This is a genomic window from Xanthomonas nasturtii (assembly GCF_023337365.3).
In the GTDB taxonomy this organism is placed as follows: domain Bacteria; phylum Pseudomonadota; class Gammaproteobacteria; order Xanthomonadales; family Xanthomonadaceae; genus Xanthomonas; species Xanthomonas nasturtii.
Map to the genome: position 1 here is coordinate 2,228,905 of NZ_CP142084.2, position 23,431 is coordinate 2,252,335.

The 23,431-nt window shown below is 62.3% G+C and carries 17 protein-coding genes and 3 pseudogenes; 9 read left to right on the forward strand and 11 right to left on the reverse strand.

Translation table 11 applies throughout. The features are described 5' to 3' along the window. The first annotated feature begins 809 nt into the window (after nt 1-809). On the forward strand, nt 810-3,911 hold the full coding sequence (locus tag M3O59_RS09695) for a TonB-dependent receptor (protein ID WP_181920507.1): 3,102 nt from the start codon (nt 810-812) through the stop codon (nt 3,909-3,911). A 329-nt stretch (nt 3,912-4,240) separates the two neighbouring features. Here M3O59_RS09695 and M3O59_RS09700 read toward each other — a convergent pair whose 3' ends face one another. After that, nucleotides 4,241-5,221, reverse strand: a complete 981-nt coding sequence (locus tag M3O59_RS09700) for an IS5 family transposase (RefSeq protein WP_116905517.1) — start codon at nt 5,219-5,221, stop codon at nt 4,241-4,243. A 260-nt stretch (nt 5,222-5,481) separates the two neighbouring features. Here M3O59_RS09700 and M3O59_RS09705 point away from each other — a divergent pair, with 260 nt between their 5' ends. Then, entirely contained in the window at nt 5,482-6,840 is a 1,359-nt protein-coding gene (locus tag M3O59_RS09705) for an IS5 family transposase (RefSeq protein ID WP_330462269.1), read from the forward strand. A gap of 293 nt (nt 6,841-7,133) precedes the next feature. Here M3O59_RS09705 and M3O59_RS09710 read toward each other — a convergent pair whose 3' ends face one another. After that, the gene (locus tag M3O59_RS09710; protein WP_249047188.1) at nt 7,134-8,675 is read right to left on the reverse strand and encodes an N-acetylmuramoyl-L-alanine amidase; all 1,542 of its coding nucleotides are present in this window, start codon (nt 8,673-8,675) and stop codon (nt 7,134-7,136) included. Between the two features lie 253 nt (nt 8,676-8,928). On the opposite strand from M3O59_RS09710, the gene M3O59_RS09715 reads away from it, so the two are divergent. From M3O59_RS09715 to M3O59_RS09740, 6 genes and pseudogenes are all read left to right on the forward strand, one after another. Next, complete coding sequence (locus M3O59_RS09715) at nt 8,929-9,144, forward strand: primosomal replication protein PriB/PriC domain protein (RefSeq protein ID WP_116906974.1); 216 nt, start codon at nt 8,929-8,931, stop codon at nt 9,142-9,144. Nucleotides 9,145-9,583: 439 nt separating this feature from the next. Continuing rightward, on the forward strand, nt 9,584-9,853 hold the full coding sequence (locus tag M3O59_RS09720) for a hypothetical protein (RefSeq protein ID WP_249047189.1): 270 nt from the start codon (nt 9,584-9,586) through the stop codon (nt 9,851-9,853). Continuing rightward, nucleotides 9,850-10,267: pseudogene (locus M3O59_RS09725) on the forward strand (SymE family type I addiction module toxin). Before M3O59_RS09720 ends, M3O59_RS09725 begins: the two are co-directional and overlap by 4 nt. An 86-nt stretch (nt 10,268-10,353) precedes the next feature. Further along, nucleotides 10,354-10,971: a hypothetical protein gene (locus M3O59_RS09730; protein WP_116906972.1), complete on the forward strand. Its 618-nt coding sequence runs from the start codon at nt 10,354-10,356 to the stop codon at nt 10,969-10,971. A gap of 101 nt (nt 10,972-11,072) precedes the next feature. Continuing rightward, on the forward strand, nt 11,073-11,774 hold the full coding sequence (locus M3O59_RS09735) for a hypothetical protein (RefSeq protein ID WP_249047190.1): 702 nt from the start codon (nt 11,073-11,075) through the stop codon (nt 11,772-11,774). A gap of 104 nt (nt 11,775-11,878) precedes the next feature. Beyond that, nucleotides 11,879-12,781, forward strand: coding sequence for an XVIPCD domain-containing protein (locus M3O59_RS09740; protein WP_181920684.1), 903 nt, complete (start codon nt 11,879-11,881; stop codon nt 12,779-12,781). A gap of 172 nt (nt 12,782-12,953) precedes the next feature. On the opposite strand, the pseudogene M3O59_RS09745 reads toward M3O59_RS09740, so the two are convergent. Further along, nucleotides 12,954-13,298 (reverse strand): annotated as a pseudogene (locus tag M3O59_RS09745) (hypothetical protein); the annotation flags it as partial. A 71-nt stretch (nt 13,299-13,369) separates the two neighbouring features. On the opposite strand from M3O59_RS09745, the gene M3O59_RS09750 reads away from it, so the two are divergent. Next, nucleotides 13,370-14,472, forward strand: a protein-coding gene (locus M3O59_RS09750) for an IS3 family transposase (RefSeq protein WP_330462629.1) whose coding sequence is annotated in 2 segments (ribosomal slippage) — nt 13,370-13,619 and nt 13,619-14,472 — 1,104 coding nt in all. Because the reading frame shifts where the segments join, the coding sequence is not laid out codon by codon here. Between the two features lie 30 nt (nt 14,473-14,502). Here M3O59_RS09750 and M3O59_RS09755 read toward each other — a convergent pair. The 8 genes and pseudogenes from M3O59_RS09755 to flhF form a co-directional block, all read right to left on the reverse strand. Further along, nucleotides 14,503-15,519, reverse strand: a pseudogene (locus M3O59_RS09755) (IS5 family transposase); the annotation flags it as partial. 157 nt (nt 15,520-15,676) lie between these two features. Then, on the reverse strand, nt 15,677-16,891 hold the full coding sequence (locus M3O59_RS09760; protein ID WP_330462630.1) for an IS4 family transposase: 1,215 nt from the start codon (nt 16,889-16,891) through the stop codon (nt 15,677-15,679). A gap of 161 nt (nt 16,892-17,052) precedes the next feature. Further along, nucleotides 17,053-18,711 (reverse strand): chemotaxis protein CheA, encoded by a 1,659-nt coding sequence (locus tag M3O59_RS09765; protein ID WP_116905565.1) that lies wholly within the window; start codon nt 18,709-18,711, stop codon nt 17,053-17,055. A 2-nt stretch (nt 18,712-18,713) separates the two neighbouring features. Continuing rightward, a complete protein-coding gene (locus tag M3O59_RS09770) occupies nt 18,714-19,340 on the reverse strand; it encodes a protein phosphatase CheZ (RefSeq protein WP_010374309.1) in 627 nt (208 codons plus the stop codon). Next, nucleotides 19,340-19,732: a chemotaxis response regulator CheY gene (gene cheY, locus M3O59_RS09775; protein WP_002813536.1), complete on the reverse strand. Its 393-nt coding sequence runs from the start codon at nt 19,730-19,732 to the stop codon at nt 19,340-19,342. Before cheY ends, M3O59_RS09770 begins: the two co-directional genes overlap by 1 nt. Nucleotides 19,733-19,766: 34 nt before the next feature. After that, on the reverse strand, nt 19,767-20,534 hold the full coding sequence (locus M3O59_RS09780; RefSeq protein WP_010374297.1) for an RNA polymerase sigma factor FliA: 768 nt from the start codon (nt 20,532-20,534) through the stop codon (nt 19,767-19,769). Then, the gene (locus M3O59_RS09785) at nt 20,531-21,415 is read right to left on the reverse strand and encodes a MinD/ParA family protein (protein ID WP_064634904.1); all 885 of its coding nucleotides are present in this window, start codon (nt 21,413-21,415) and stop codon (nt 20,531-20,533) included. The genes M3O59_RS09780 and M3O59_RS09785 overlap by 4 nt, the downstream gene beginning before the upstream one ends. Beyond that, on the reverse strand, nt 21,402-23,087 hold the full coding sequence (flhF, locus tag M3O59_RS09790) for a flagellar biosynthesis protein FlhF (RefSeq protein WP_116905566.1): 1,686 nt from the start codon (nt 23,085-23,087) through the stop codon (nt 21,402-21,404). The genes M3O59_RS09785 and flhF overlap by 14 nt, the downstream gene beginning before the upstream one ends. Between the last annotated feature and the right edge of the window lie 344 nt (nt 23,088-23,431).

Consider the following 23,431-nt stretch of genomic DNA (forward strand, 5'->3'; position numbering starts at 1 on the left):
GCACGTTGTTGGTGTGATTTCGAGGAGTCCTGAGTCCGGCGCGGCACTAAAGCCCCTCTCCTGCGGGAGAGGGGTTGGGGTGAGGGTACGTCCAGCCGCGGACTATCAGCTGTCGGCTTCGGTAAGGGGCACCAGCGCAGCATCGTGCACGGCGCGCGCGCGATCACTGCCGATACCGCTCTCGCGCGCCACTTCGGTGGCGACGCTGCATCGTGGCTGGCGCGCAGGCGACCGACGACCTGAAAACCTTGCCCACCCACAGCGAAATCGAAACCAACGTGCAGCCGCGCGTAACGGCGTAGGGTGCCGGCGGTCCTTGGAGCAGCCGACAGAACGCGTGCGCAGCTGTCAGTTGGGTGCTGCTACTCGGAGTCGCCAATTACCACGCGGATGCTGCGGTTCTCTCGCTGAGCTCGGTTGCAAACAATGGGAGTGTGCAAGCGCTTCGGTAAACCGCTTGCGCCCGGTTGCGGGCGAGCGCGTTTTGCTGGCGCGATCGAGCTGCTGCTGCAAGCAGGCTGTGCGGTGTCGCATGCAAGCGTGGCGAGCTCTGCAGGTCGTGGATGTCTTAAAGCGCCGCGGGCCTGTTGCGCAGCAGAATGCGCTGCCGCATGGGCTGTGATACTTAGTTTTCCACTGCATTAGAACGATCTAATCGCATCTGCGCAGAGGGGGGAAGAGGAGAGGAACCGGGTCGCCGCAACGGCGCCGGATCTTTTTGCGTCACTTCGTGCGTCGTTTTTTTTGTCCGATTTTGGGATCGATAGAAATCCGCCGAAGCCGATCACTTTTGGGAGAGCATGATCGAAATGAACCGCATGCCATTCGCACGCAACCGCAGCACGCTGTCTGCCGGTATCGCCATCGCCTTGTTCGCGAGCGCCGCCACCACCACCGCCGCCGCCCAGCAGGCCGACGGTACGCCGGCGCCCACGGGCCAGGCCGCGTTGCAGGCCACGGACCTGGATGCGGTGACGGTGACCGGCTACCGCTACGCGATCGAAAAAAGCCTGGAGCAGAAGCGCAACGCCAACGCCGTGGTCGATGTAATCACGGCCGAGGACGTGGGCAAGTTCCCCGACAAGAACGTGGCCGATGCGCTGCAGCGCGTGCCCGGCGTGGTCATCAGCCGCGACGGCGGCGAAGGCAAGAATGTCAGTGTGCGCGGCCTGTCCTCGGAGCTGGTGCTGACCGAATTGAACGGCAACTACATCGCCACGGCCGAATCCAACGGCGACCCGACGCGCTCGTTCAACTACACGCTGCTGCCCGCGAACCTGCTGGGCAGCGCGGAGCTGTACAAGACCCCGGAAGCGCGCATCGACGAAGGCGGCATCGGCGGCACGGTCATCCTGCAGACGCGGCGCCCGCTGGAACTGGAGCCAAACTCCGGCTTCGTCTCCGCCGAGGGCACCTGGTCCGATACCAGCAAGAACACCGACGGCCAGTTCTCCGGTTCGTACGCGTGGCACGACAAGGACAACCGCTTCGGTGTCTTCGTTGGCTACACGCAGCAAAAGCGCACCGCACGGACGCTCGATGCCAGTACCGAGAGCTGGCAGTGGTACGGCCGCGACGAGGTCGGCCCGGCGGTCGACGTGAACGGAAATCCGTCGGACTTCAATGCCAACTGGTGGGGCGGGACCGGTTTCTGGAACCAGGACGGCAATTACGCCACCGGTTTCATGATGCCGACGGCGGTCAGCCTGGGCGCCAAACGCGAGGAGCGCGAGCGCAAGGGCGCGCAACTGACCTTGCAGTTCAAGCCGACAGACGACCTGACGCTGACCGCGAACTACTTCCGCTTCGACCTGTCGCAGGACTCGCAGACCAATACCATCAAGATTCCCGAGTGGAACATTGCCCGCTATAACGGCGACGGCAACTGGCGCGGCGGCCGTCTGCTCGACGGGCTGCAGTTCGATCCCAGCGGCACCATCGTCACCGGCGCCGCCTACAGCCTGCGTCCGGGCAAGACCTACTATTGCAGCGAGGCGCAGGCCGCCGCGGCGGGCCTGCCGCCGGGCGGCTGGGGCTCGGATGATTGCACCGTGCCGACGCCGCAGATCACCGGCAGCTACAACATCGAGAAATCGCAGTCGCAGACGGTGGACCTGGGCGGCGAATGGCGTGGCGAGCAGGTGGACGTGGCGTTCAAGGTCGGCCGCACCTGGGCCAAGGGCGGGCCGGAGCTGCAGTTCTCCCTGCCGATCAAGCCGCGCCTGCAGAACGCCGACGGCAGCTGGAGCAACGGCAACTTCGCCAGCGCCTGGGACCTGACCGGCACACCGAGCATGACATTCTCGCCGCAGCTGATGCAGAACCTGCGCGACGGCATCCTGCAGGTCGACCTGGGTTCGACCGGCTCGTCCTGGACCCGTAACACCAATCAGCAGCAGTACGCGCAGATCGATACCACCTGGCACTTCGATGGCGAGGTCGTCGACTCGCTGCAGTTCGGCCTCAAGCGTCGCGACGGCGGCATCCACCGCAGTACCGGCAACAACTACTGGGTGTGCCCGGGCACCGATCCAAGCGACTACGACAACCGCTACTGGAACGGACGCTGCAATGCCATCGCCACCCAGTTCTCGCCGGGCCTGCTGTTCGCGCAGGACAATCTGGCCGGTGGCGTCAACGCCAGCGCGTTCCCGGCGATCAACTTCCCGGGCTACATCGGCTACTTGAACCAGACCTACGGTGCGATGCAGACCCGCAGCGAAGACAACTTTGTCTACAACGTCGACGAAGAGATCTATTCCAGCTACCTGCAGCTCAACTTCCACACCGAGCGGCTACGTGGCAACGTCGGCGTGCGGGTGGCGCGCACCGGCCAGCGTGCCGATTCCACCGACAAGGTGACCGCCTACAACGACTACTTCTTCGATGGCGCCGACGGCAACCCGCTGGCCTGCCAGCAGGGCGCCGCCATGCCCAGCGGCGCCCCGGCCGACACCTATTGCGGGACCGAAGGCTACTGGCGTTTGTCCGACAGCGTGCAACGCACCGAGTCGTTCGTGGTCAGTGGGCTGGATCGCAACTACACCGACGTGCTGCCGAGTTTCAACCTGGCCTACGACCTGACCGAGAACCTGCTGCTGCGCGCGGCAGCCGCCAAGGTGATCGCACGCCCCAGCTACAACGACATCGCCGCGCCTGGCAGCCTGGAGTTTTACAGCCCCGAGTACGTGGCCGACCGGCGCCTGACCGGCGGTGCCAGCGAGCAGGGCTGGTACGGCTCGGGCAGCAACAAGAACCTGGAGCCGTACAAGGCCAACCAGTTCGACCTGGGGCTGGAGTGGTATTTCCAGCCGGGCTCGGTGGCGGGCGTGGGACTGTTCCGCAAGAACGTGGAGAATTTTGCCGTCGACGTCATCAGCGACGTCAACATGATGGTCGACGGGCAACCGGTCACCGTGCAGAACTACAGCACCCAGGCCGGCGGCCAGGACGCGGTCTCGCAGGGTGTGGAGCTCTACGCGCAGCACACGCTGCCATTCGGTCTCGGTGTGCAGTTCAACTACACGTACAACGACGCCAGCAAGGCGGCGGTGCGGCTGGAGGACGGCACCGAAGTCGGCAAGACCTCCATGCCCGGCAGCGCCAAGAACCAGACCAACCTCACCGTGTTCTACGAGACCGACAGCCTGCTGCTGCGCGCCTCGTACAACCGTCGCGGCGAGCTGGTGCAAGGCCTGGTCAACGGGCTGAACGTCTTTGAGGAGCCGTACTACCAGATCGATCTGAACGCGGCGTACAACATCACCCCGGCGCTCAGCCTCACCGCCTCGGTGCTGAACCTGACCAAGCAGGAGTCCCGCTCGCACCTGGGCGAGGACACCCGCGCCCGCTTCTACACCGGCGGCTACGCAGGCCGGCTCGCGTACCTCGGGCTGACCTACAAGTTCTAGGTGCCAGCGTGTCGCGCCCATGCCTGCCGCGTGGCGGACAGTATGGGCGCGATGGTAAAGAAGTTAACTTGGAACCGTTATTTCGGAACCGTTGTTTCGTCCAAGCCGACACCGCTTCGCGGCGCGGCTTAACTCAGGTGTTAGCCTTCATGGGGGAGAGGCGCGTGAACCCGGCAACGATCATCACCGGCGCTCTGCTATCGCAAGTGCTACTAGGGATGGTCTGATCAACGAGACCTAAGGACGAGGGATAGGCACTTCTACGAGGAGTCGCGTTCGAATAGGCGGATTCGCACCATTTCCGGTGCAGTCCGGAGGTCATCTCCGGATTACAGGCACACGCCTCCCGCAATAGGCAGTAACTGCTTTCTCTTCATCCACAGGTTCGACAGCGCAAACAACGTCATCACCTGCGCGGTGTTCTTGGCCAAGCCGCGATAGCGCACCTTGGTGTAGCCAAACTGCCGCTTGATCACCCGGAATGGATGCTCCACCTTCGCGCGCACGCTGGCCTTGAAGTGTTCCCAACGCCGCTCCCGAGCACGCTCGCGTTTGTTGCCGGTGGGTTGCACTGTCGAAGGCTTGGCGGCGATGAAGAATGCAGCCTCGCAGCGCTGCAGCTCGTCGCGTTTTTCCGCACCGGTATAGCCGCTATCGCCGAACACGCTGTCTTCCTTGCCATGCAGCAACGAATGCGTCACTGTCACATCGGCCACATTGGCGGCCGTGCAATGGACGTGGTGCACCAGCCCGGAAAACTCATCTACGCCGATGTGCGCCTTCATTCCGAAATACCACTGGTTGCCCTTCTTGGTCTGATGCATCTCAGGGTCGCGCGCATGATCGGCATTCTTGGTCGAGCTGGGCGCAGGGATCAGCGTCGCATCGACGATCGTTCCCGCCCGCAGGCTCTGGCCCTTGCGCGCCAGATGCGCGTTGACCGCTTTCAGCATCCGTGCAGCAAGGTCATGTGTCTCCAGCAGGCGCCGAAAGTTGAGAATCGTGGTCTCGTCGGGAACGTTGTCCAAGCCGCCGAGCTGGGCAAAACGCCGCAGGGTTGGGATCTCGTGCAATGCCTCTTCCATCGCCGGATCGCTCAACGCATACCACTGCTGCAGTAGATGAATCCGCAACATTGTCGCCAGTGCGTACGGCTGCCGACCGGGCCGCCCTGACACCGGATAGTGCGGCTCAATCAGACCAAGCAATTGCTGCCACGGAACGACCCGCTCCATCTCGGCTAGGAAGATCTCGCGGCGGGTTTGCTTACGCTTGCCCAAGCCCTCGGCGTCACCGAACGTCAGTTGCATGCATGCCTCCTCGCTCCCAACCAGTAGTATCGCGCTTTTGTGGCCCGTTGTTCAGAGATTCCCTAATGGAAAAACAGAGGAAACCAACGGACCAGCTCCGCGAGCGCATTATATCCGCAATGCAGCAAGACATCGGCATAAGTCGTCGCCCCTGAAAAACCCCCAAACCACATCCATTGCAGGGCGTCCCCCGCATTTTCGGCGTGCTGGAACTGCCAGTTTTCGTTACTGTACGCGCTGGTTTCTGGCAGTTTTCGCCCATGCGCACACGCCGTCCCGCTGCCGATCACTTACCTGCCGATGAGTTGTTTCGTTCGCGTCTGGAAAACCAGATCGACCTGCGCCATCCACTGGTTCAACTAAGCCATCGGCTGCCGTGGAGTGTGTTGGAGCAGGCGCTATCGCCACGATTGCCGGCCACAACTGCCAGCGGCGGACGGCCCGGCCTGCCGATGCGTCTGATCGCCGGGCTGCTCTACCTCAAGCACGCCTACGACCTGTCCGACGAGGCCGTATGCGCGCGCTGGCTGGAAAATCCGTACTGGCAGTTCTTCACCGGCGAGGTGGTATTCCAGACCTGCTTGCCGTGCGATCCCAGTTCCCTGACACGTTGGCGACAGCGTCTGGGCGAAGCGGGCATGGAAGAGCTATTGGCGCACACGATCAACACCGCGCATGCGATGAAGGCGGTGGATGCACGCGAGTTGTCGCGGGTGATCGTGGACACCACCGTGCAGGAAAAGGCGATCGCCCATCCCACCGACAGCCGGCTGCTGGAGGTGGCGCGCAAGAAGCTGGTGCTGCTGGCCAAGCGCCACGGCATCGCACTACGACAGACCTATGCGCGGCAAGGCCCGGTCTTGAGCCGCAAGGCCGGGCGCTATGCGCATGCGCGCCAGTTCAAGCGCATGCACAAGGTGCTGCGACGCCAACGCACGCTCCTGGGACGCGTATTACGCGATCTGCAACGCAAGCTGGACCCCTTGGTGCGTGAGCGCATCAGTGTCTGGCTGGAACGCGCACAACGGGTGTTGACACAACGCCCCAAGGACAAGCAAAAGCTCTACGCCCTGCATGCGCCGGAAGTGGAATGCATGAGCAAGGGCAAGGCACGGACACCTTACGAATTTGGCGTCAAGGTCGGCATTGCGGTGAGTGCGCGCAAAGGCTTGATCGTGGGCGCGCGCAGTTTTCCCGGCAATCCTTACGACGGCGATACGTTGGCCGAGCAGCTGGAGCAGACGCGTGGGTTGCTGCAGGATGTGAATGTGACCCCGCAGGTAGCGATCGTGGACCTGGGGTATCGCGGACGTGAGGTAGATGGCGTGCAGATCCTGCATCGCGGCAAGGCCAAGACGCTGACACGACGGCAATGGAGCTGGATCAAACGCCGGCAAGCGGTGGAGCCGGTGATTGGACATCTGAAACAGGACTGCCGCTTGAATCGCTGCTATCTAAAGGGTGCCCAAGGCGATGCACTACACGTGCTCGGCTGCGCCGCCGGCTACAACCTGCGCTGGCTGATGCGCTGGATCGCCTTTTTGCGTGCCTGGTTGCAGGCGATGGCAGGGGCATCCTTGAGCCTGGTGCACCGGTCGCCGCTGACCTTTGGTGCTTGAAGGGGATTTTTCAGGGGCGACTAAGTCGTCAGTTCGCTGCGCCACTGGCGGACTCCATTTTGGAGTGCTTTGCAGGAGAACGGCCTTATTTCTCCGCGAGACAAAGAATTCTTCAAATCGAAGAAATGGAGTCAGACCTGAGTGCGGGCGTGCCTGTCGCAGACGTGGCCGCCAAATACGGTTTGTCCAGGGCGGGCTTATATAGATTGTTCCCAGGCGGAGTGAAAGCCCGATCTAAAAAAGTGGTCTCTTGATAGACTCCCTGGCGCGCTAGGCGCCAGGGATCAAAGATACTATTTTGTACAGGTATATTGATGCTGGACTTCGCCACCTTGCACGTTATATCTGTCAAAAATTTTCGTTTTAGCGATGTAGGTTAATGGTGATTTTAAGGATCCTGGGCAATAAAACGTCAATTCTTTAGTCTTGTCGGTTATGTCGCGATTATGAACTTCAGCGAGCTTCTTGACCTTGCAGTCATTTGTCGGGCAGCTTATGAACGTCGTCTCGATGTGGAGCCACTCGTCAAATTCACCAGAATAAGTGAGCTTTGGATGAAGAACTCCCTGCCCAGGGGCGCTTACGATGTTCTCAACGCTGACCAGCGTAAAGGGTGAGCAGGGCTCTGCCCGAAGTCTCAAGCCTTTCTCGATCGCTCTAGCAAAAGCCTCTCTGAAAAATTGATCCTTTAGTGCTTTGGCATCTCCGGCATCGGTGGTGTACCCAATGCCTATGCTGACTGCTGGCATGGTGCTTAGGCGGTTTTCGATTTTATCCAACTCAGTAACGCTCCCCGCAATTTTGAAGTCACTGTAAGCGGGGTCAGCATGTATTTGTTCTTTAGCATAGCAAAGAATACTGTTTCCAAGTTGTTGGGCGCCAGGGCTACCGGTCTGAACCACGACTTCGATTCCTTTCTTTACCGCTGATGCACCGTTCGTGTGATACGTGATGAGATAATCTGCATTCAAGAGGTTCGCGTACAGCGCCCTAGCGGCATAATCTTCATCCCATTCGCGCAAATGGCTTCGCGCTGTGTCGTCTGTGCCCTGGGGGAAAATGTTCCACAATGTTGCGCCCTTATCTGGATAGAGCTTCTTTGTGTAATATCTCGTACCAAGTCTTTCGTGCGGAAAATTGCTCGGGGTCTCAATCCAATAGTTACCGAGTTCCCTGCTGAAAATTATATTTGAAAAGTACGGTTTATACGGCAAATATGGATAGTAACTTTTAATCTTGTTCTCAGTCAGCGAAGCCATGACTGCGGTCATTCCATCTTCATCTATTTCATTGGCCGTGCCCTGTTGCGCGACCCACTTTTTACTTTTAAGATTGTAGTAAATTCCGCCGCCTGGGTTTAGTAGCAGAGTCGGGGGGGTCGGAGGGGTAGGTGATTCAACCTTCGCAACTTGCAGTGGGAAATCATCAGGAAATATCTCGTTAATGGTCAACCCGTCAAAGCGAAGCGATACAGTCGAAACATTAAAGATATTGTCAACCAAGTCATGGCCATACTGACTGACTTGGTTATAGGTAGGACTAAAGGCTTCCTTCCACTTTGTCATGTCTTTTGGAATGAAGCCGCGTCCTAGATCAACAATTACTAGTCTGGTTGATGGTTCATAAGAGACGCGCGCGACGATTTTGGTATCTTGACCTGGATACCTTTTCTGCTTGTTCACGAACGTCTGTATCGCGGCTTGAATCTGCGGCTGCACGTCAGCCCAGACAGTTGCGGTTACTGCTTGCGGCGCGGCACCTTTCGATTGTGCAGTGACCGAGCTAGGCGAGAGTGCCAGCAGCGAGACAGCAGCCGCGCATTGAATCCACTTCATGTGTTGCTCCTTGTGCTGAAATTTCCCCTGCTGTAACAGAATAGCAGTCCGGATAAGCATTTTCCCGCAGGACCTGTCGAGTCATTTGTGCAGCGTGCTTTGGGCATCCAGTTCAGCACGAGGTGCGTACGAGTAGTTTTGGCAAAGATTGAGAGTGGATGCCGGAATAAACAATAATTTCAATGGCTTGGAGACTGGGCGCTTTCGGCTTTTACCTGGATTTGAGATGTCATGATCACTAGCCTGATTCGTCATGAAGACGGCTCAGGAAATGCTCACCACGTACCAGCAGGCAGAGGTTGCCGTGCTGCTAGGGCAGAGCGTCCGCTTCGGTGAGCGCATGCTCACCCGCGCGGATCTGGCAGAGATCCGCAAGGGCCGCCAAGAGTGGCAGGTAGCGGTGGATCGAGCAGCCGCCGTGGGTCGTCGCGCCCGTTGGGCCACAGCCGATTTCGGTGGCCGGACCTGATGGCCTCCGCACGCATCGCCCGCGACCGTCTCAGCGTCGCCATCTCCGCTGACCGCAGTGTCCGCGCCATCGAGGCGGACCGTGATGGGGTCAGGTGCACTTAGTCAGGCGACGGCGCTTGGCTTGCGTGGCCCTTATGGAGCTGCGCCAGTGGCGCGCGAGACCCGCCAGCATGTATTGACACGCCAGACCGCGTACTTGCAATCTAGGCCCAAGGAGCGTCGAAACTCCTCACGTAGCGGTACCCACCTCCGTCAAACCGGTGGGTTTTTTGTGCCTGCATCCTGCAGGTACAAGCCGACGCAATGCCTGCGTCGGGAGGGCGGCTAATACAACACCCGCAAGGGGAATACGCCCGCCGGCTACTAGCGGTTTCGAACCTCCCGACATCCCGTCGCCGTTGGCGGCGGTTCTTGGGTTGTTCCAGGAGGGCGTTGCCATGTCTACCGCACTATCCATGCCGGCATCTGTGCCGGTTGATCTGTTGCCAGCTTCCGCTTACCGCCTGCCGGGGGATATGGGCGATGTGCTGCGCAGGCTCGACGCACGCACAGCTATTGAGCAGGCGAGAGACCATGCCGCGCATCTGCTGAGTCGCCAGCCCGGTGTATTGCCGCACACCTCGCGCCGCCTGTCGGCACGCAGGGCTGTGCCATTGCAGCAGTACGTCGCTGCAACCATCACCCGCCATCACCGGGAGGCGCCATGACACGCCGCCGCCCACCCACGGCATCTGCCAGCACACGGCCCACCCGCACGCGTGCGCGCCCCACGCCGCCCAAGCGCGTGCCAGTGGGTTGTTGTGGAACCTGACCGCACCAAGCTGCCACCGATGCTGCCGCCCGACCCGGACGCCTCCCCGCAAGGCCCCGGCACGCTACGCGCACCCCGCCGCGCCCGCCGCCCGCGCCAATGCACCGTCAGCTACACCCATTACCCCGGCGCCCACGACCACGCCGGCGACCAGCACGTGCCCCACGTCCGCCTCAGCGGCCTATGGCTGGAACAACTGGGCTTTGCCATCGGCACCAAGCTGCGCATCACCGCCAGTGAAGGACAGCTGTTGATGGAGGTGTTGCCGCCGGTGGAGGTGCCGGCCAAGGCGCCTAGCGTGCGGCGATGATGCTGCGGCTGCCAGCCCCCTTGCGATTGACCTAGGTGCCCGATGCCACTAGCGTCGCAGCCACACCAGCGCACAACGGACGCTTCATGATCGCGCGCCCCCTCTACGCCTTGCTCGCCACCCTGGCTCTGGGAGCTTGCGCCCACGCGGCGGGCGGCGCAGCTCCGGCAACCGTCACGGAGACATCCGCCCTGAGTTTATCCAGCCCTGCCACTGTGCCGCCTGACAAGCCCACTGCGGAGGGTTTGCTTGGCCACCTGCTTGCGTTGATCAAAGACAGCCAGACCATTTCCGACTTCACTCCCGAGCGTCTGAAGTCGGTAATGGAGCAGGTCGTTCAATTCGTAAAAGACGATGAACGCCTATACCGTGCTTTTGGCCGGCTCACCAAAGAGTGGAGCTACGGCTTTGGTGTTGATGAAACCAAACTCGATGGACGCTGGTTTGAATTCCGTTTTGATCGCAATGTGGCCGGTGCATCGCCTTCAATGACCGAGATCTGTCGTCTGGACTTCGACCGCTTCACCCAGCAGCTTGAGCTGATGGGATTTGCGCGCGAGCGCAACATCGTCGAGGACGGCCGCTGGATGAGTGATCTCTACACGCGCCCAGGGATGCGTGTAGAGGTTTTCCCGAGAGGCGAAGCTGCGGAACCGCGAGAGTTGGTAGCGCACAAGTGCGTCGAATGGGTCTACATCCGATAAGCTGAGGTAGCGGACATGTCACTCAGCCCTGGAGTTGTCAGGCATCATAAAACAATGCGTGTATAGAGCATTGGGGGTAGTTGAGAGGCGTGCATGACACGATGACATTGAAAAACTGTCAAAATTCGCCCTGCAGCACCAACACTTATTGGAGAAAGGCCGTGCCCCTTGCAAACGATCCAATGCGCTTTGCACTCACGGCATTGATTACCTGCCTGATCGCTGGCTGCAGCATGCAACCACCGCCTGCAAACGTGCCTATCGCAAAGGAGCAGATAGAGATGAGAACGGTCGTCCCGTTGGTACGGAGTTTGACCCCACATGATCGTGGGCCTACAGAGCTGGAATTCGATGTGCCCGCACTGCCCGACGACGCGACTCCTCCCGTTTTCATCGGTGTGCGGATCACCGGTGTCGATCCAACTGCTGTCTCCCAAAGTGCTGACAGGCTGATTGGCGCTGGTGTTTCGGCCGAGCTCCACTTGGAGCGTATTGAACCATCCGGTCCGGTCTCCGTGGAATTGCAGCGTAGTCAGCGTGTGGGAGTAGGTCAGCAGGCGTCCATTCCCTTGTCAGCTGATGGTATGGCGCCTGGTCTGTTCGCTTTTGATGCGGACGGTACGACGCTGCAGGACGCCGGTTTGTCTACTGAACAGACCGCGTCCAGGGAGTTGGCGTTCGGCTACAGCAATGCTGTCCAGCCAGGCCGTTATCGGCTCAAACTGCGCTTTGATCAGAACGCCGAGGCGCTGGTTGCGGCTAATGCTCAACTTCTTGTCGCTTACACCTACAAAGGAAAGTGAGGGGAATGAACATGGATGGTCATGAAAAGCGCTATGCAGTCACTGTCTACGTCGCTGCCGCAGGTACGCCGTTGATGGCCGGAGGCACATCCTTCGGTGGCCATATGTACTACTCGATTGACGACGGAACGACTGTCAAAAGTTATGGGTTCTCGCCCATCAAGCATGGCGAGGCTAGCGGGCCAGGAAAAGTTTCGTTCAATGACGTTGATACCTACCAAAAACCATATTACTCACGCACGATGGAGATCGATAAGGCGCAGTATGAAAAGCTGGAGGCCTTCGGCGCGGCCCCTGCTAAGCACGGGTTCAATATGGAATATCACGGTGCTAAAAACAGTTGTATCGACTTCACATGGGATGCGCTCAATCACGCTGGACTGCACCGGAAGACAAAAGGTGGAGTTGATAAAGGCTTTGAGGGGGATATCAGACCCGTAGAAAACGTAGATGATATCAAGAGCATTCCTGCTCCTGTGCCTAAAAGTGAGTTGAATAAGGAGCACAACAATCCCAAGCCCAAGCAGGAACTTTGGCAGAAGGTGATTGGTGAGGCGCAGCCATCCGGTGAGCAGGTATCTCCACTACAGGAAGTAACACCGCTCGCGAGAGTGCCGCCAGCAGATCCGCTGCATCACCAAGCAGAAGAAGCCGTTCGCCGCCTTGAGCAAGGTCTCGGCCGCGAGTACGACGACAACAGCGCACGGCTGGCAGCAAGCAGCGCGTATTTAGCCAAAGAGAACGGGCTGTCGCGAATCGATCATGTCGTGCTGAGCGAGAACACCAAGTCCGTGCGCCAGGGCGAGAACGTCTTCGTTGTGGAAGGTGCGTTGAACGATCCCGCTCACAAGATGGCGCATATGAAGACGAGTGATGCGATTGCGCAGCCCGTCGAGCAATCCTTGGCGCAATTACAGGCCTTGGGCGAAACTCAGCGCCAACAGCAATCCCAGCAGCAGGAGCAACAGCGAGAGCAGTCGATTGCGCCTCAACACCGGATGGTGTGAGGGCTAGTGAAATAACAGTTTCAGGTTCACTTCCACGGCAGCCTGACCTTCGCCAAACCGTCGCGCCCATGCCCGCGCGCGTAGCCGCGTAGATCGGCAGCGATGTTGGTAGTGAAACGATAACGGCCGCAGTACGCGGCCGTTGTCATTAGTCGCCCCTGAAAAACCCCCTTCAAGCACCAAAGGTCAGCGGCGACCGGTGCGCCAGGCTCAAGGATGCCCCTGCCATCGCCTGCAACCAGGCACGCAAAAAGGCGATCCAGCGCATCAGCCAGCGCAGGTTGTAGCCGGCGGCGCAGCCGAGCACGTGCAGTGCATCGCCTTGGGCACCCTTTAGATAACAGCGATTCAAGCGGCAGTCCTGTTTCAGATGTCCAATCACCGGCTCCACCGCTTGCCGGCGTTTGATCCAGCTCCATTGCCGTCGTGTCAGCGTCTTGGCCTTGCCGCGATGCAGGATCTGCACGCCATCTACCTCACGTCCGCGATACCCCAGGTCCACGATCGCTACCTGCGGGGTCGACGTCCCCCCGATTTTGAGTAGCGCCGCAGTTTGGAGTCCAATTCCCTACCCGAAGGAGATTGGACGTGAAGAAGCGTTTTACTGACGAGCAGGTCATCGGCTTTCTGCGTGAGGCCGAAAGCGGCGTGGCGATCAAGGACCTGTGCCGGCGCCATGGCTTCAGCGAGGCCTCCTACTACCTGTGGCGCAGCAAGTTTGGCGGGATGAGCGTGCCCGATGCCAAGCGACTCAAGGACCTGGAGGCAGAGAACACGCGCCTGAAGAAGCTGCTCGCCGAGCAGGTGTTCCAGAACGATCTGATCAAGGAGGCACTGCAAAAAAAATGGTGAGCGCACCGGCGCGTCGTGCGCTGGTGCGCGAGTGGATGGGGCGAGGGGCCAGCGAGCGTTGCGCGTTGGCCGCGATCGGCATGAGCGCCAGTGCGCTGCGCTATTGCCCGCGCGAGGACCGCAACGTTGCGCTACGCGAGCGCATCGTGGAACTGGCGCATCGCCACAAGCGCTACGGCGTGGGGATGATCTATCTCAAGCTGCGCCAGGAAGGACGCCTGGTGAACTACAAGCGTGTGGAGCGCTTGTACCGCGAGCAGCAGCTGCAGGTCCGCCGCCGCAAGCGCAAGAAAGTGTCAGTGGGCGAGCGTCAGCCGCTGCTGCGGCCATTGCAGGCAAACCAGGTGTGGTCGATGGACTTTGTGTTCGACCGCACCGCCGACGGCCGGGCGATCAAGTGCCTGGTGATCGTGGACGACGCCACACACGAAGCGGTCGCCATCGAGGTGGAGCGTGCAATCTCGGGCCATGGCGTGACGCGTGTGCTGGAGCGGCTGGCCATCAGCCGCGGCTTGCCGCAGGTGATCCGCACCGACAACGGCAAGGAGTTCTGCGGCAAGGCGATGGTCACCTGGGCGCATGCGCGTGGCGTGCAGTTGCGACTCATCCAACCCGGCAAGCCAAACCAGAACGCCTATGTCGAATCGTTCAACGGCCGGTTGCGCGATGAATGCCTCAACGAGCACTGGTTCCCGACACTGCTGCACGCACGCACCGAGATCGAGCGCTGGCGACGCGAATACAACGAGGAGCGACCCAAGAAAGCAATCGGCGGCATGACGCCCTCCGCGTATGCCCAACAGCTGGCCAACACCGATATCATCAACCCCGGACTCTAGACCCGGCCGCTACTCAGGACGGGGGGACGTCGGGGTTACATTCACATCCTGCAGCAACCCACGCGTCTGCTCCAGCTGCTCGGCCAACGTATCGCCGTCGTAAGGATTGCCGGAAAAACTGCGCGCGCCCACGATCAAGCCTTTGCGCGCACTCACCGCAATGCCGACCTTGACGCCAAATTCGTAAGGTGTCCTCGCCTTGCCCTTGCTCATGCATTCCACTTCCGGCGCATGCAGGGCGTAGAGCTTTTGCTTGTCCTTGGGGCGTTGTGTCAACACCCGTTGTGCGCGTTCCAGCCAGACACTGATGCGCTCACGCACCAAGGGGTCCAGCTTGCGTTGCAGATCGCGTAATACGCGTCCCAGGAGCGTGCGTTGGCGTCGCAGCACCTTGTGCATGCGCTTGAACTGGCGCGCATGCGCATAGCGCCCGGCCTTGCGGCTCAAGACCGGGCCTTGCCGCGCATAGGTCTGTCGTAGTGCGATGCCGTGGCGCTTGGCCAGCAGCACCAGCTTCTTGCGCGCCACCTCCAGCAGCCGGCTGTCGGTGGGATGGGCGATCGCCTTTTCCTGCACGGTGGTGTCCACGATCACCCGCGACAACTCGCGTGCATCCACCGCCTTCATCGCATGCGCGGTGTTGATCGTGTGCGCCAATAGCTCTTCCATGCCCGCTTCGCCCAGACGCTGTCGCCAACGTGTCAGGGAACTGGGATCGCACGGCAAGCAGGTCTGGAATACCACCTCGCCGGTGAAGAACTGCCAGTACGGATTTTCCAGCCAGCGCGCGCATACGGCCTCGTCGGACAGGTCGTAGGCGTGCTTGAGGTAGAGCAGCCCGGCGATCAGACGCATCGGCAGGCCGGGCCGTCCGCCGCTGGCAGTTGTGGCCGGCAATCGTGGCGATAGCGCCTGCTCCAACACACTCCACGGCAGCCGATGGCTTAGTTGAACCAGTGGATGGCGCAGGTCGATCTGGTTTTCCAGACGCGAACGAAACAACTCATCGGCAGGTAAGTGATCGGCAGCGGGACGGCGTGTGCGCATGGGCGAAAACTGCCAGAAACCAGTGCGTACATTAACGAAAACTGGCAGTTCCAGCACGTCGAAAATGCGGGGAAAGCCCTGCAATGGATGTGGTTTGGGGGTTTTTCAGGGGCGACTCATTAGATCAGGCAACCAGGATCTGAGGTATCCCCACGTTTTACAGCACCAACGTCATCTGCTCGCGCACTGCGTCGGGCAGTGTGCGTAAGCGTTCTAGCCAGCGTGAGACCGGTTCCATCGGCCAGCGCCTGACCAACGCCTCGCGGCCGACACGCAGTGTCGAATAGAGCTTGCGGGTACTGTTGCGCGGCGATAGCCACTGTGCGATGCCGGTGGCTTCGCAGCCGAGTCCTGCCAGCCAACTGGCGAAGGTGGCCAGCGTGTGGAGTAACAACAGGATCTGCAGGCGCTCACCGCGCCGGGTCAAACTGTCTTCCATTGCCTGGCCGTAGCGGTGCGATTTCAGATCACGAAATGCCAGCCCGATCTGCATCCGCCGTGCGTACAGGTTGACCAACTGCGTTGCGCTGGGTGCGTGCAACTGGGGTGATGCAACGATCAACCACGGCTCGCGCTCACGCGCTGCTGCTTTCAGGCTCGATGATGCACGCGAGACGTTGGCAGGTGAGCGCCGGTTGCGGTGCTGACGCCCTTTTCGTGCTTTGGCATAGAGCACCAGGCGGCAATTGAGTGGATCGCTACGATTGATCTGCATCGGTGGTAATTCGTTTGCACGATTGGAAGCCAATGCATGCAGGTTCCGGCTATCGATCCATTGCGTTACATCATCGGGCACGGCTTGCGGCTTGACCTGCGTGTGTCCACGCAGTCGCCCAACCCAATCCCAGCCCATCGCCGACACCGCACGAAACCATGGCGTGCGGAAGCCGGCATCAGTGACCAGGATCGGACGCACATCGTCTGGAATCAATGCGCGCAGTTGCTGCAAGAAACGCTTCTCCGCGCCAGGAGAGCCTTGTTGCTTTCCCGGAACCACCATGTCCAGCAAGGTGAGCGTGCGCCCACCGATCGGGACGGCCGCACGCAGCAGGCACCACGATTTGTCCGGCTTCAGATCGCTCCAATCGATGATGATCACCGGCTGCGTGCCGCGCAACAGCCAATGCGCCATGTCCCGCTCGATGGCGGATCGCTCGGCGTACAACGCGCGATTGCACAGCAGGCGGTCGCATGCCTTGAGGGGCGCACGTACCCGCGTCGCGCCTGGCCACGCGCGTGCGATGTCGATCAACGTCAGCCGGCCTCCATGCACTAGCGCTTCAACCGCGCGCAGCAAGCTGCGTTGGCGTAATGCATGCATCCCGGAGAGTGAGTTAGACAAGCATTTCTGCAATACTTCGCTGGCGCGCATGGTCGGTACTCTTCTTTGGCTTAGTCACCTTGAAGCGTGCCCCATGCGCGCACTTTCTTCCACATCCTGGCACACCAAGTGTTTGATCTTGCAGGAAGAAATGTGGGGATACATCAGAACCAGGATCGTCTTGACGATTCCCGATTCCCGATTCCCCAACCTCAATGATCGCTGGAACGCAAGCCATCCACATCCAGGATCAGCGCCATGCGGCCGTCGCCGATCAGGGTGGCGCCGGCGTAGCCGGGCAGGCCGCGCAGGGCACGGGGCAGGGGCTTGATCACCACCTCCTCGCGGCCGCGCACCTGGTCCACCACCAGGCCGAAGCGGGTCTCGCCGGCCTGCAGCAGCACCACGGTCAGCAGCGGCGGTTGTTCGGCAGGCACGCCCAGCCAGCGGCGCAGGTCGATCAGCGGCAGGGTGTGCGAGCGGCGGTCGAGCACGGCGCGGCCGTCGAACCAGCCCAGCGAGGTCTGCGGTGCGTGCAGCACTTCGACCACGCGCGCCAGCGGCAGGGCGTAGACGGCTTCGCCGGCCTGCACCAGCAGCGTGGGCAGGATGGCCAGGGTCAGCGGCACGCGGATCATGAAGCGGCTGCCGCGGCCCAGTTCGGACTGGATCTGGATCTGCCCGCTGAGTTCGCGGATGCGCGATTGCACCACGTCCATGCCGACGCCGCGACCCGAGATGTCGGTCACTTCCGCCTTGGTCGAAAAGCCCGGCATGAAGATCAGATGCAGGCACTCGTCGGTGCTCAGGCGGGCGGCGGCTTCGGCGTCGATCAGGCCCTTGTTGCGGGCGATCTCGCGCAGGCGTTCGGGGTCGATGCCGGCGCCGTCGTCCTGGATCTCGATACTGACGTAGTCGCCTTCCTGCTGCGCCGACAGGCGCACATGGCCGCTACGCGGTTTGCCGGTGGCTTCGCGCAGGGCTGGCGATTCGATGCCGTGGTCGATGGCGTTGCGCACCAGGTGCACCAGCGGGTCGGCCAGCGCCTCGACCAGATTACGGTCTAGCTCGGTCTCGGCGCCGATCAGTTCCAGCTCCACTTCCTTGGACAAGGAGCGCGCGACGTCGCGGGCGACCTTGGGAAAGCGCGAAAACACCTTGCTCACCGGCTGCATGCGGGTGCGCATGACCGCGGTCTGCAGGCGTGCGGTGGCGATGTCCAGCGTACTCACCGCGCGGTCGAGTTCTTCATCGCGCAGGCGGGTGCGCAAGGTCTTCAAGCGGTTACGCGAGAGCACCAGTTCGCCGATCAGGTTGACGATGGCGTCCAGGCGTTTGGTATCCACGCGCACGGTCTGTTCGGCTTCGGCGCCGCCCTTGGCTGCGCCTTTGCCGGCCGCCTTGGGAGCGGGCGCATGCGCATCGTCGGCATGTGCGGCCGCCGCCGGTTTGGCAGCGGCTGCCTGAGGCACGGCCTTGACCGCCGGTGGGCCGCTCTTTGCATCGAACTGTGCAATCAACGCGGCCGGCGCGTGCGGTACCGGCTCGCCGGTGCCCATCGCATCCAGCATGGCCTGCAGATAATCCAGCGATTGCTGCGCGGCATCGAAGTGATGCGCCTGCAGCACCGCCTGGCCGGAGCGCGCCATGCCGAGGGTTTCTTCAGCGGCGTGGCACAGCTCCACCATCGGTTTGATCGCCAGAAAGCCGGCGCCGCCCTTGAGCGTGTGGAAGCCGCGGAACACCGCGTTGAGTTGGTCGGCCTCGTCTGGTGTCTGTTCCAGCGACACCAGCTGTTCGCCGAGGCGATCCAGGATTTCCTGGGCCTCGACGATGAAATCGGCAGCAATATCGTCTGGAACAGCACTCATGGTTACAACCCCAATCCGGACAGCAGGTCATCGGCGTCGTCCTGCGACACCGCGTGACGGTCCAGGCCCTTGACTGCAGGACCGGCAAGACCGCCGTCGTCTTTCTTCGGTTCGGTGCTCTTCGGCGGCAGGCCGAGCGCGCCGAAGCCTTCATGCACGCGCCGCACGATGCCGGCCACGCGCCGGATGATCTGGCCGCTCAAATCCTGATAGCTCTGCGCCAGCGACAGTTCGGTCAGGTTGTGGCGCATCTTTTCCAGCAACGCGCCCTGGTCCTGATTCAGACCGCCATCGCGCAACTGGTTGGCCAGCTCGCGGCATTCTTCGACCAGATCCAGCGTGCGATGGCTGGCCTTTTCGGTCATTTCCACCACGTGGTCCAGGCGCGAACACGCATCGTCCAGTTCGCCGGCCTCTTCGGGCACGGTGGGCAGTTCGCCCAGTGCCTGGCCAAGTTCGCGGGCGAGCCGGCTCAGGCCCTGCATCATCGGACGCGTGCGCAGGGCGGCGAGGTGGTCGACCTCGCGCTTCCACGCTGCTTCGTCACCGCTTTCCAGTGCGTCGAGCGCGCCTTGCAGGCGGTCGATCAACGCGGCGCGTTCGGCATTGGTTTCCACGGTGGCGTTCATCAGGCGGTGGCCGCCAGACGTTCGAACACCTTGCCCAGCTTTTCTTCCAGCGTCTGCGCGGTGAACGGCTTGATGATGTAGCCGTTCACGCCGCACTGCGCGGCTTCGATGATCTGTTCGCGCTTGGCTTCGGCGGTCACCATCATCACCGGCAGGTGCTTGAGCTTGGCGTCGGCGCGGATGTTGCGCAGCAGGTCGATGCCGGTCATGCCGGGCATGTTCCAGTCCGTCACCACGAAATCGAACGGGCCGGCACGCAACGCCGCCAGGGCGCTGTTGCCGTCTTCGGCCTCTGCGGTATTGGTGAAGCCGAGATCGCCCAACAGATTCTTGACGATACGTCGCATCGTCGAAAAGTCGTCCACGATCAGGATCCGCATGTTCTTGTTCACATCAAGCTCCTAACACGAAAAATTACGCGAAAAATTATTCGTCAATTTCGACACCGGCATCGGCCAGTTCGAAGACTTTGAGGCGGCCCCGCAAACGCACCACTGCCTGGCCGTGGATCTGGCACACGCGCGATTCGCTGACACCGAGCACGGCGCCGATTTCCTTCAGGTTCAATTCCTGTTCGTAGTACAGCGACAGCACCAGCTGCTCGCGCTCGGGCAACTGGCCGATGGCCTTGCCCAGCTCGCGGCCGAATTCGCCACGCTCCATCATCTGCTGCGGGTTGGGGCCACCCTTGGCGGTGGTGTCCAGCTCGCCGTGATCTTCGATGCGCGATTCCAGGCTCAGCACCTGGCCACGTGCGGCGTCTTCCATCAGACGCAGGTAGTCGGGCAGCGGCATTTCCATCGCGGCAGCCACTTCGGTGGCGGCGGCGGCGCGGCCGGTGTTCTGTTCGATCTTGCGCACGGCGGCAGCGGCGTCGCGGGCGCGGCGGTGCACCGAACGCGGCACCCAGTCGCCACGTCGAATCTCGTCGATCATCGAGCCGCGGATGCGGATCGAGGCATAGGTTTCGAACGAAGCGCCCTGTTCGGAGTCGTAGCTGCGCGAGGCTTCGATCAGGCCGATCATGCCGGCCTGGATCAGGTCGTCCACTTCCACGCTGGCCGGCAGACGCGCCGCCAGATGGTGGGCGATGCGGCGGACCAGGTCGGCGTGCTGGGTCACCACGTCGTTGGCGTTGTTGCGCTGCACGGCGCGGTACTGCGCGCTGGCCGTGGTTGCGGTAGCGGTGCTCATGCGGCCACTCCCCGTTGGATGATGCGTTCGACAAAGAACTCGACGTTGCCGCGCGACACGGTGGGGGCCTGCCAGCGCGAGGTACGGCGTGCGATTTCTGCGATGGCCTGCGCCGACGGGCTGGACGGGTAGGCCTTGATGACGGGCTGCTGCCGCTGCACCGACAGGCGCAACCAGTCGTCCTGCGGCACGTGGCCGAGATAGTTCAGCGACACATCGCCCAGGAACTTTTCGCACACGCGCGAGAGCTTGTCGTACAGCAGGCGGCCTTCGTTGGGGTCGCGCACCATGTTGGCGATGATCTGCAGGCGGTCTACGCCGCGTTCGCGGGAGAGCACCTTGATCAGCGCGTAGGCGTCGGTGATCGAGGCCGGCTCGTCGCAGACCACCACCACGGTGTCCTGGGCGGCCTGGCAGAAGGTCAGCACGCTGTCGGTGATGCCGGCGGCGGTGTCGATGACCATCACGTCCAGGTCGCGTTCCAGTTCGGAGAACACGTTGACCAGGCCGATGTGCTGGGCCGGGGCCAGTTCGGCCATGTGGCGGCGACCGGACGCGGCCGGCACCACCAGCACGCCGCCGGGGCCTTCGATGATCACTTCATCGAGCGTGCAACGGCCGGCGATCAGGTCGGCCAGGGTGTACTTGGGCGAGAGTCCCAAGACCACATCCAGGTTGGCCAGGCCAAGGTCGGCGTCCAGCAGCAGGGTGCGTTTGCCCATGTCGGCAAGCGCCACGGCCAGGTTGGCGGAGATGTTGGTTTTACCCACGCCACCCTTGCCACCGGTCACGGCAATGGTGCGCACCGGGCCCAAGGGCTCGGGACGGGTCGCCGACAGGGGGAAGGCGTTGGTCAGCTTGGCGTATTCACGCGACTGCATGGTTGTGCTCCGGAGTACAGGGCTTATCGGCAGCGCGCCGCAAATCTTCAAGACGAAGAACGAGACTGGCGGCATTGGCGCGGTGCAGGTCGTCAGGGACCCGCTGTCCGTCAGTCACCCAGGTGATGGGCATTTGGTGGTCGACCACCACCGACAAGGCGCTGCCGAAGCGGCCGGTCTCGTCGAGTTTGGTCAGCACCACGCCTTGGGGTTTGGCGTGGGCGAAGCGGCGTACGACCTCGTCGAGGTCGGAAAAATGGGCGTTGGCGGGCAGCACCAGCAGCGAGGTGACCTGCTGGGCGGCGCGCAGCCAGTTCAGCTGCGCGGCCAGGGCGCGGTCGCGCTGGCCCATGCCGGCGGTGTCGATCAGTACCAGCTTGTAATCGCGCAGACGCTCGAGCAGGTCCAGCAGGCTTTCGGCGCTGTCGGCTTCGTGCACCGCGATGCCGAGCTGACGGCCGTAGCTGTGCAGCTGCTCGCGGCCGCCGACGCGCTGGGTGTCGGTGGTCACCAGGGCCACGTCGCGCGGGGCGTGCTGGGCAGCGAAGCGCTGGGCGAGCTTGGCGATGGTGGTGGTCTTGCCGGCACCGGTCGGGCCGACCAGGGCGATCACGCCGCCGCGTTCCAGCGGGTCGACCGGGGCGACCGGCAGACGCTTGGACAACAGGCCCAGCATCAGCCCGCGGCCACGGTGCAATTCGGTATCGGCCGGAATCTGCAGGGCCACGTCGCGGATCAGGCCGGCGTCGAAGCCGTAGTCGTCCATCAGCTCCAGGGCCTGCGCACGCACCGGGGAGCCACGCAGGCGCTCGTCGGTGAGGCGGTTCATTTCGCGCTCGATCATCTGGCGCATCAGCGCCAGCTCGCCACGCAACTGCTTGAGTTCTTCATCGTTCTGCGGCGCCGGGGCGGCGGCGACCGGCACCGCGGCCAGCGCCACCGGGGCGACCACCAGCGGCGGCAGTGCGGCCGGCGGCAGGATCTGCGGCAGCGCGTCGTCCAGATCGAAGTCGGCTGCGTCGTCGCGGTCGTCTTCGTCCTGGCCGTAGCCGGCATGCACGGGGGCAGCGGCGGCGGCCATGATCGGGGTCGGCGCCTGCACCGGGGCGGCATGCACGGCCGGGCGCTGCACCGGGGCGGTCGTCAAAAAGTCGGCGAACAGCTGTTCCGGCACGGCCGACAGCGCGTGTTCCTGGCGCGGTGCAGTGGTGACGGCAACCGCGTGGGCCAGCGCCTGGGCGGCCGGCGAAGGGATGGAGGCGGTGCGCACCGGTGCGGCGACCGGCGCCTGGCGCGGCACGTTGACCGGCTGGCGCAGCGCCATGGCGGCGATCATGTCTTCGGCGGCGCTGGCAACGCGCTGGCGCTGGCTCACGTTGGCCTCGGCAGCCGGCTTGAGCGGCGCGTGCACCGGCGCGGCCGGGCGGGCAGGGGCTTGCGGGGCAGCTGCCTGCTGGATGGGCGCCGGCTCGCTGTGTGCAGCCGGCGGCTCGGAGCGCGCGGTTTCCAGGGCGCGCTGCACGAGTTCTTCGTCGTAGTTGCTGGCAGCGACGATCTCGATGCCTTCGGCGGTGCGACGGTTGGACAGGATCACTGCGTCCGGGCCGTGTTCTTCACGCACCATGCGGAATGCGGTGCGCATGTCCGGGGCAACGAAGCGTTTGATTTTCATGCGAAGTGCCTCCAGGAACGGGACCCGCCGGACGCCGGGCGGGTGCGCGATGAATGTGGGTGTGTTGCCAGCGTCATGAGTTGCCTGTCCCGTTCGTTGTTCCAAGTCCTGCGCGCGCCCCGTAGCGGTGTTGCTGGCTGCGGTCTCGCCAGAGCTAATGCATGCGGTGTGCCAAAACGGGATGCCGGGGTTCCGGCGCGGGGATCCGGGTGATCGGGGACGGGGCGGAATCTGTGCGTTCGGCCCGGGTTGGCGCTTTCAAGTCATTGGCATGCTTGACATTTTTTGCGGCAGCGCAATACGTGGGCGTCACCGTGCCGGTCGATGCGCCGGCGGGCTGGGCG

Coding starts and splice junctions, on each gene's coding strand:
- M3O59_RS09695 (WP_181920507.1), top strand. CDS start 810: ATGAACCGCATGCCATTCGCACGCAACCGCAGCACGCTGTCTGCCGGT.
- M3O59_RS09700 (WP_116905517.1), bottom strand. CDS start 5,221: ATGCAACTGACGTTCGGTGACGCCGAGGGCTTGGGCAAGCGTAAGCAA.
- M3O59_RS09705 (WP_330462269.1), top strand. CDS start 5,482: ATGCGCACACGCCGTCCCGCTGCCGATCACTTACCTGCCGATGAGTTG.
- M3O59_RS09710 (WP_249047188.1), bottom strand. CDS start 8,675: ATGAAGTGGATTCAATGCGCGGCTGCTGTCTCGCTGCTGGCACTCTCG.
- M3O59_RS09715 (WP_116906974.1), top strand. CDS start 8,929: ATGAAGACGGCTCAGGAAATGCTCACCACGTACCAGCAGGCAGAGGTT.
- M3O59_RS09720 (WP_249047189.1), top strand. CDS start 9,584: ATGTCTACCGCACTATCCATGCCGGCATCTGTGCCGGTTGATCTGTTG.
- M3O59_RS09730 (WP_116906972.1), top strand. CDS start 10,354: ATGATCGCGCGCCCCCTCTACGCCTTGCTCGCCACCCTGGCTCTGGGA.
- M3O59_RS09735 (WP_249047190.1), top strand. CDS start 11,073: ATGACATTGAAAAACTGTCAAAATTCGCCCTGCAGCACCAACACTTAT.
- M3O59_RS09740 (WP_181920684.1), top strand. CDS start 11,879: ATGTACTACTCGATTGACGACGGAACGACTGTCAAAAGTTATGGGTTC.
- M3O59_RS09760 (WP_330462630.1), bottom strand. CDS start 16,891: ATGCGCGCCAGCGAAGTATTGCAGAAATGCTTGTCTAACTCACTCTCC.
- M3O59_RS09765 (WP_116905565.1), bottom strand. CDS start 18,711: ATGAGTGCTGTTCCAGACGATATTGCTGCCGATTTCATCGTCGAGGCC.
- M3O59_RS09770 (WP_010374309.1), bottom strand. CDS start 19,340: ATGAACGCCACCGTGGAAACCAATGCCGAACGCGCCGCGTTGATCGAC.
- M3O59_RS09780 (WP_010374297.1), bottom strand. CDS start 20,534: ATGAGCACCGCTACCGCAACCACGGCCAGCGCGCAGTACCGCGCCGTG.
- M3O59_RS09785 (WP_064634904.1), bottom strand. CDS start 21,415: ATGCAGTCGCGTGAATACGCCAAGCTGACCAACGCCTTCCCCCTGTCG.
- flhF (WP_116905566.1), bottom strand. CDS start 23,087: ATGAAAATCAAACGCTTCGTTGCCCCGGACATGCGCACCGCATTCCGC.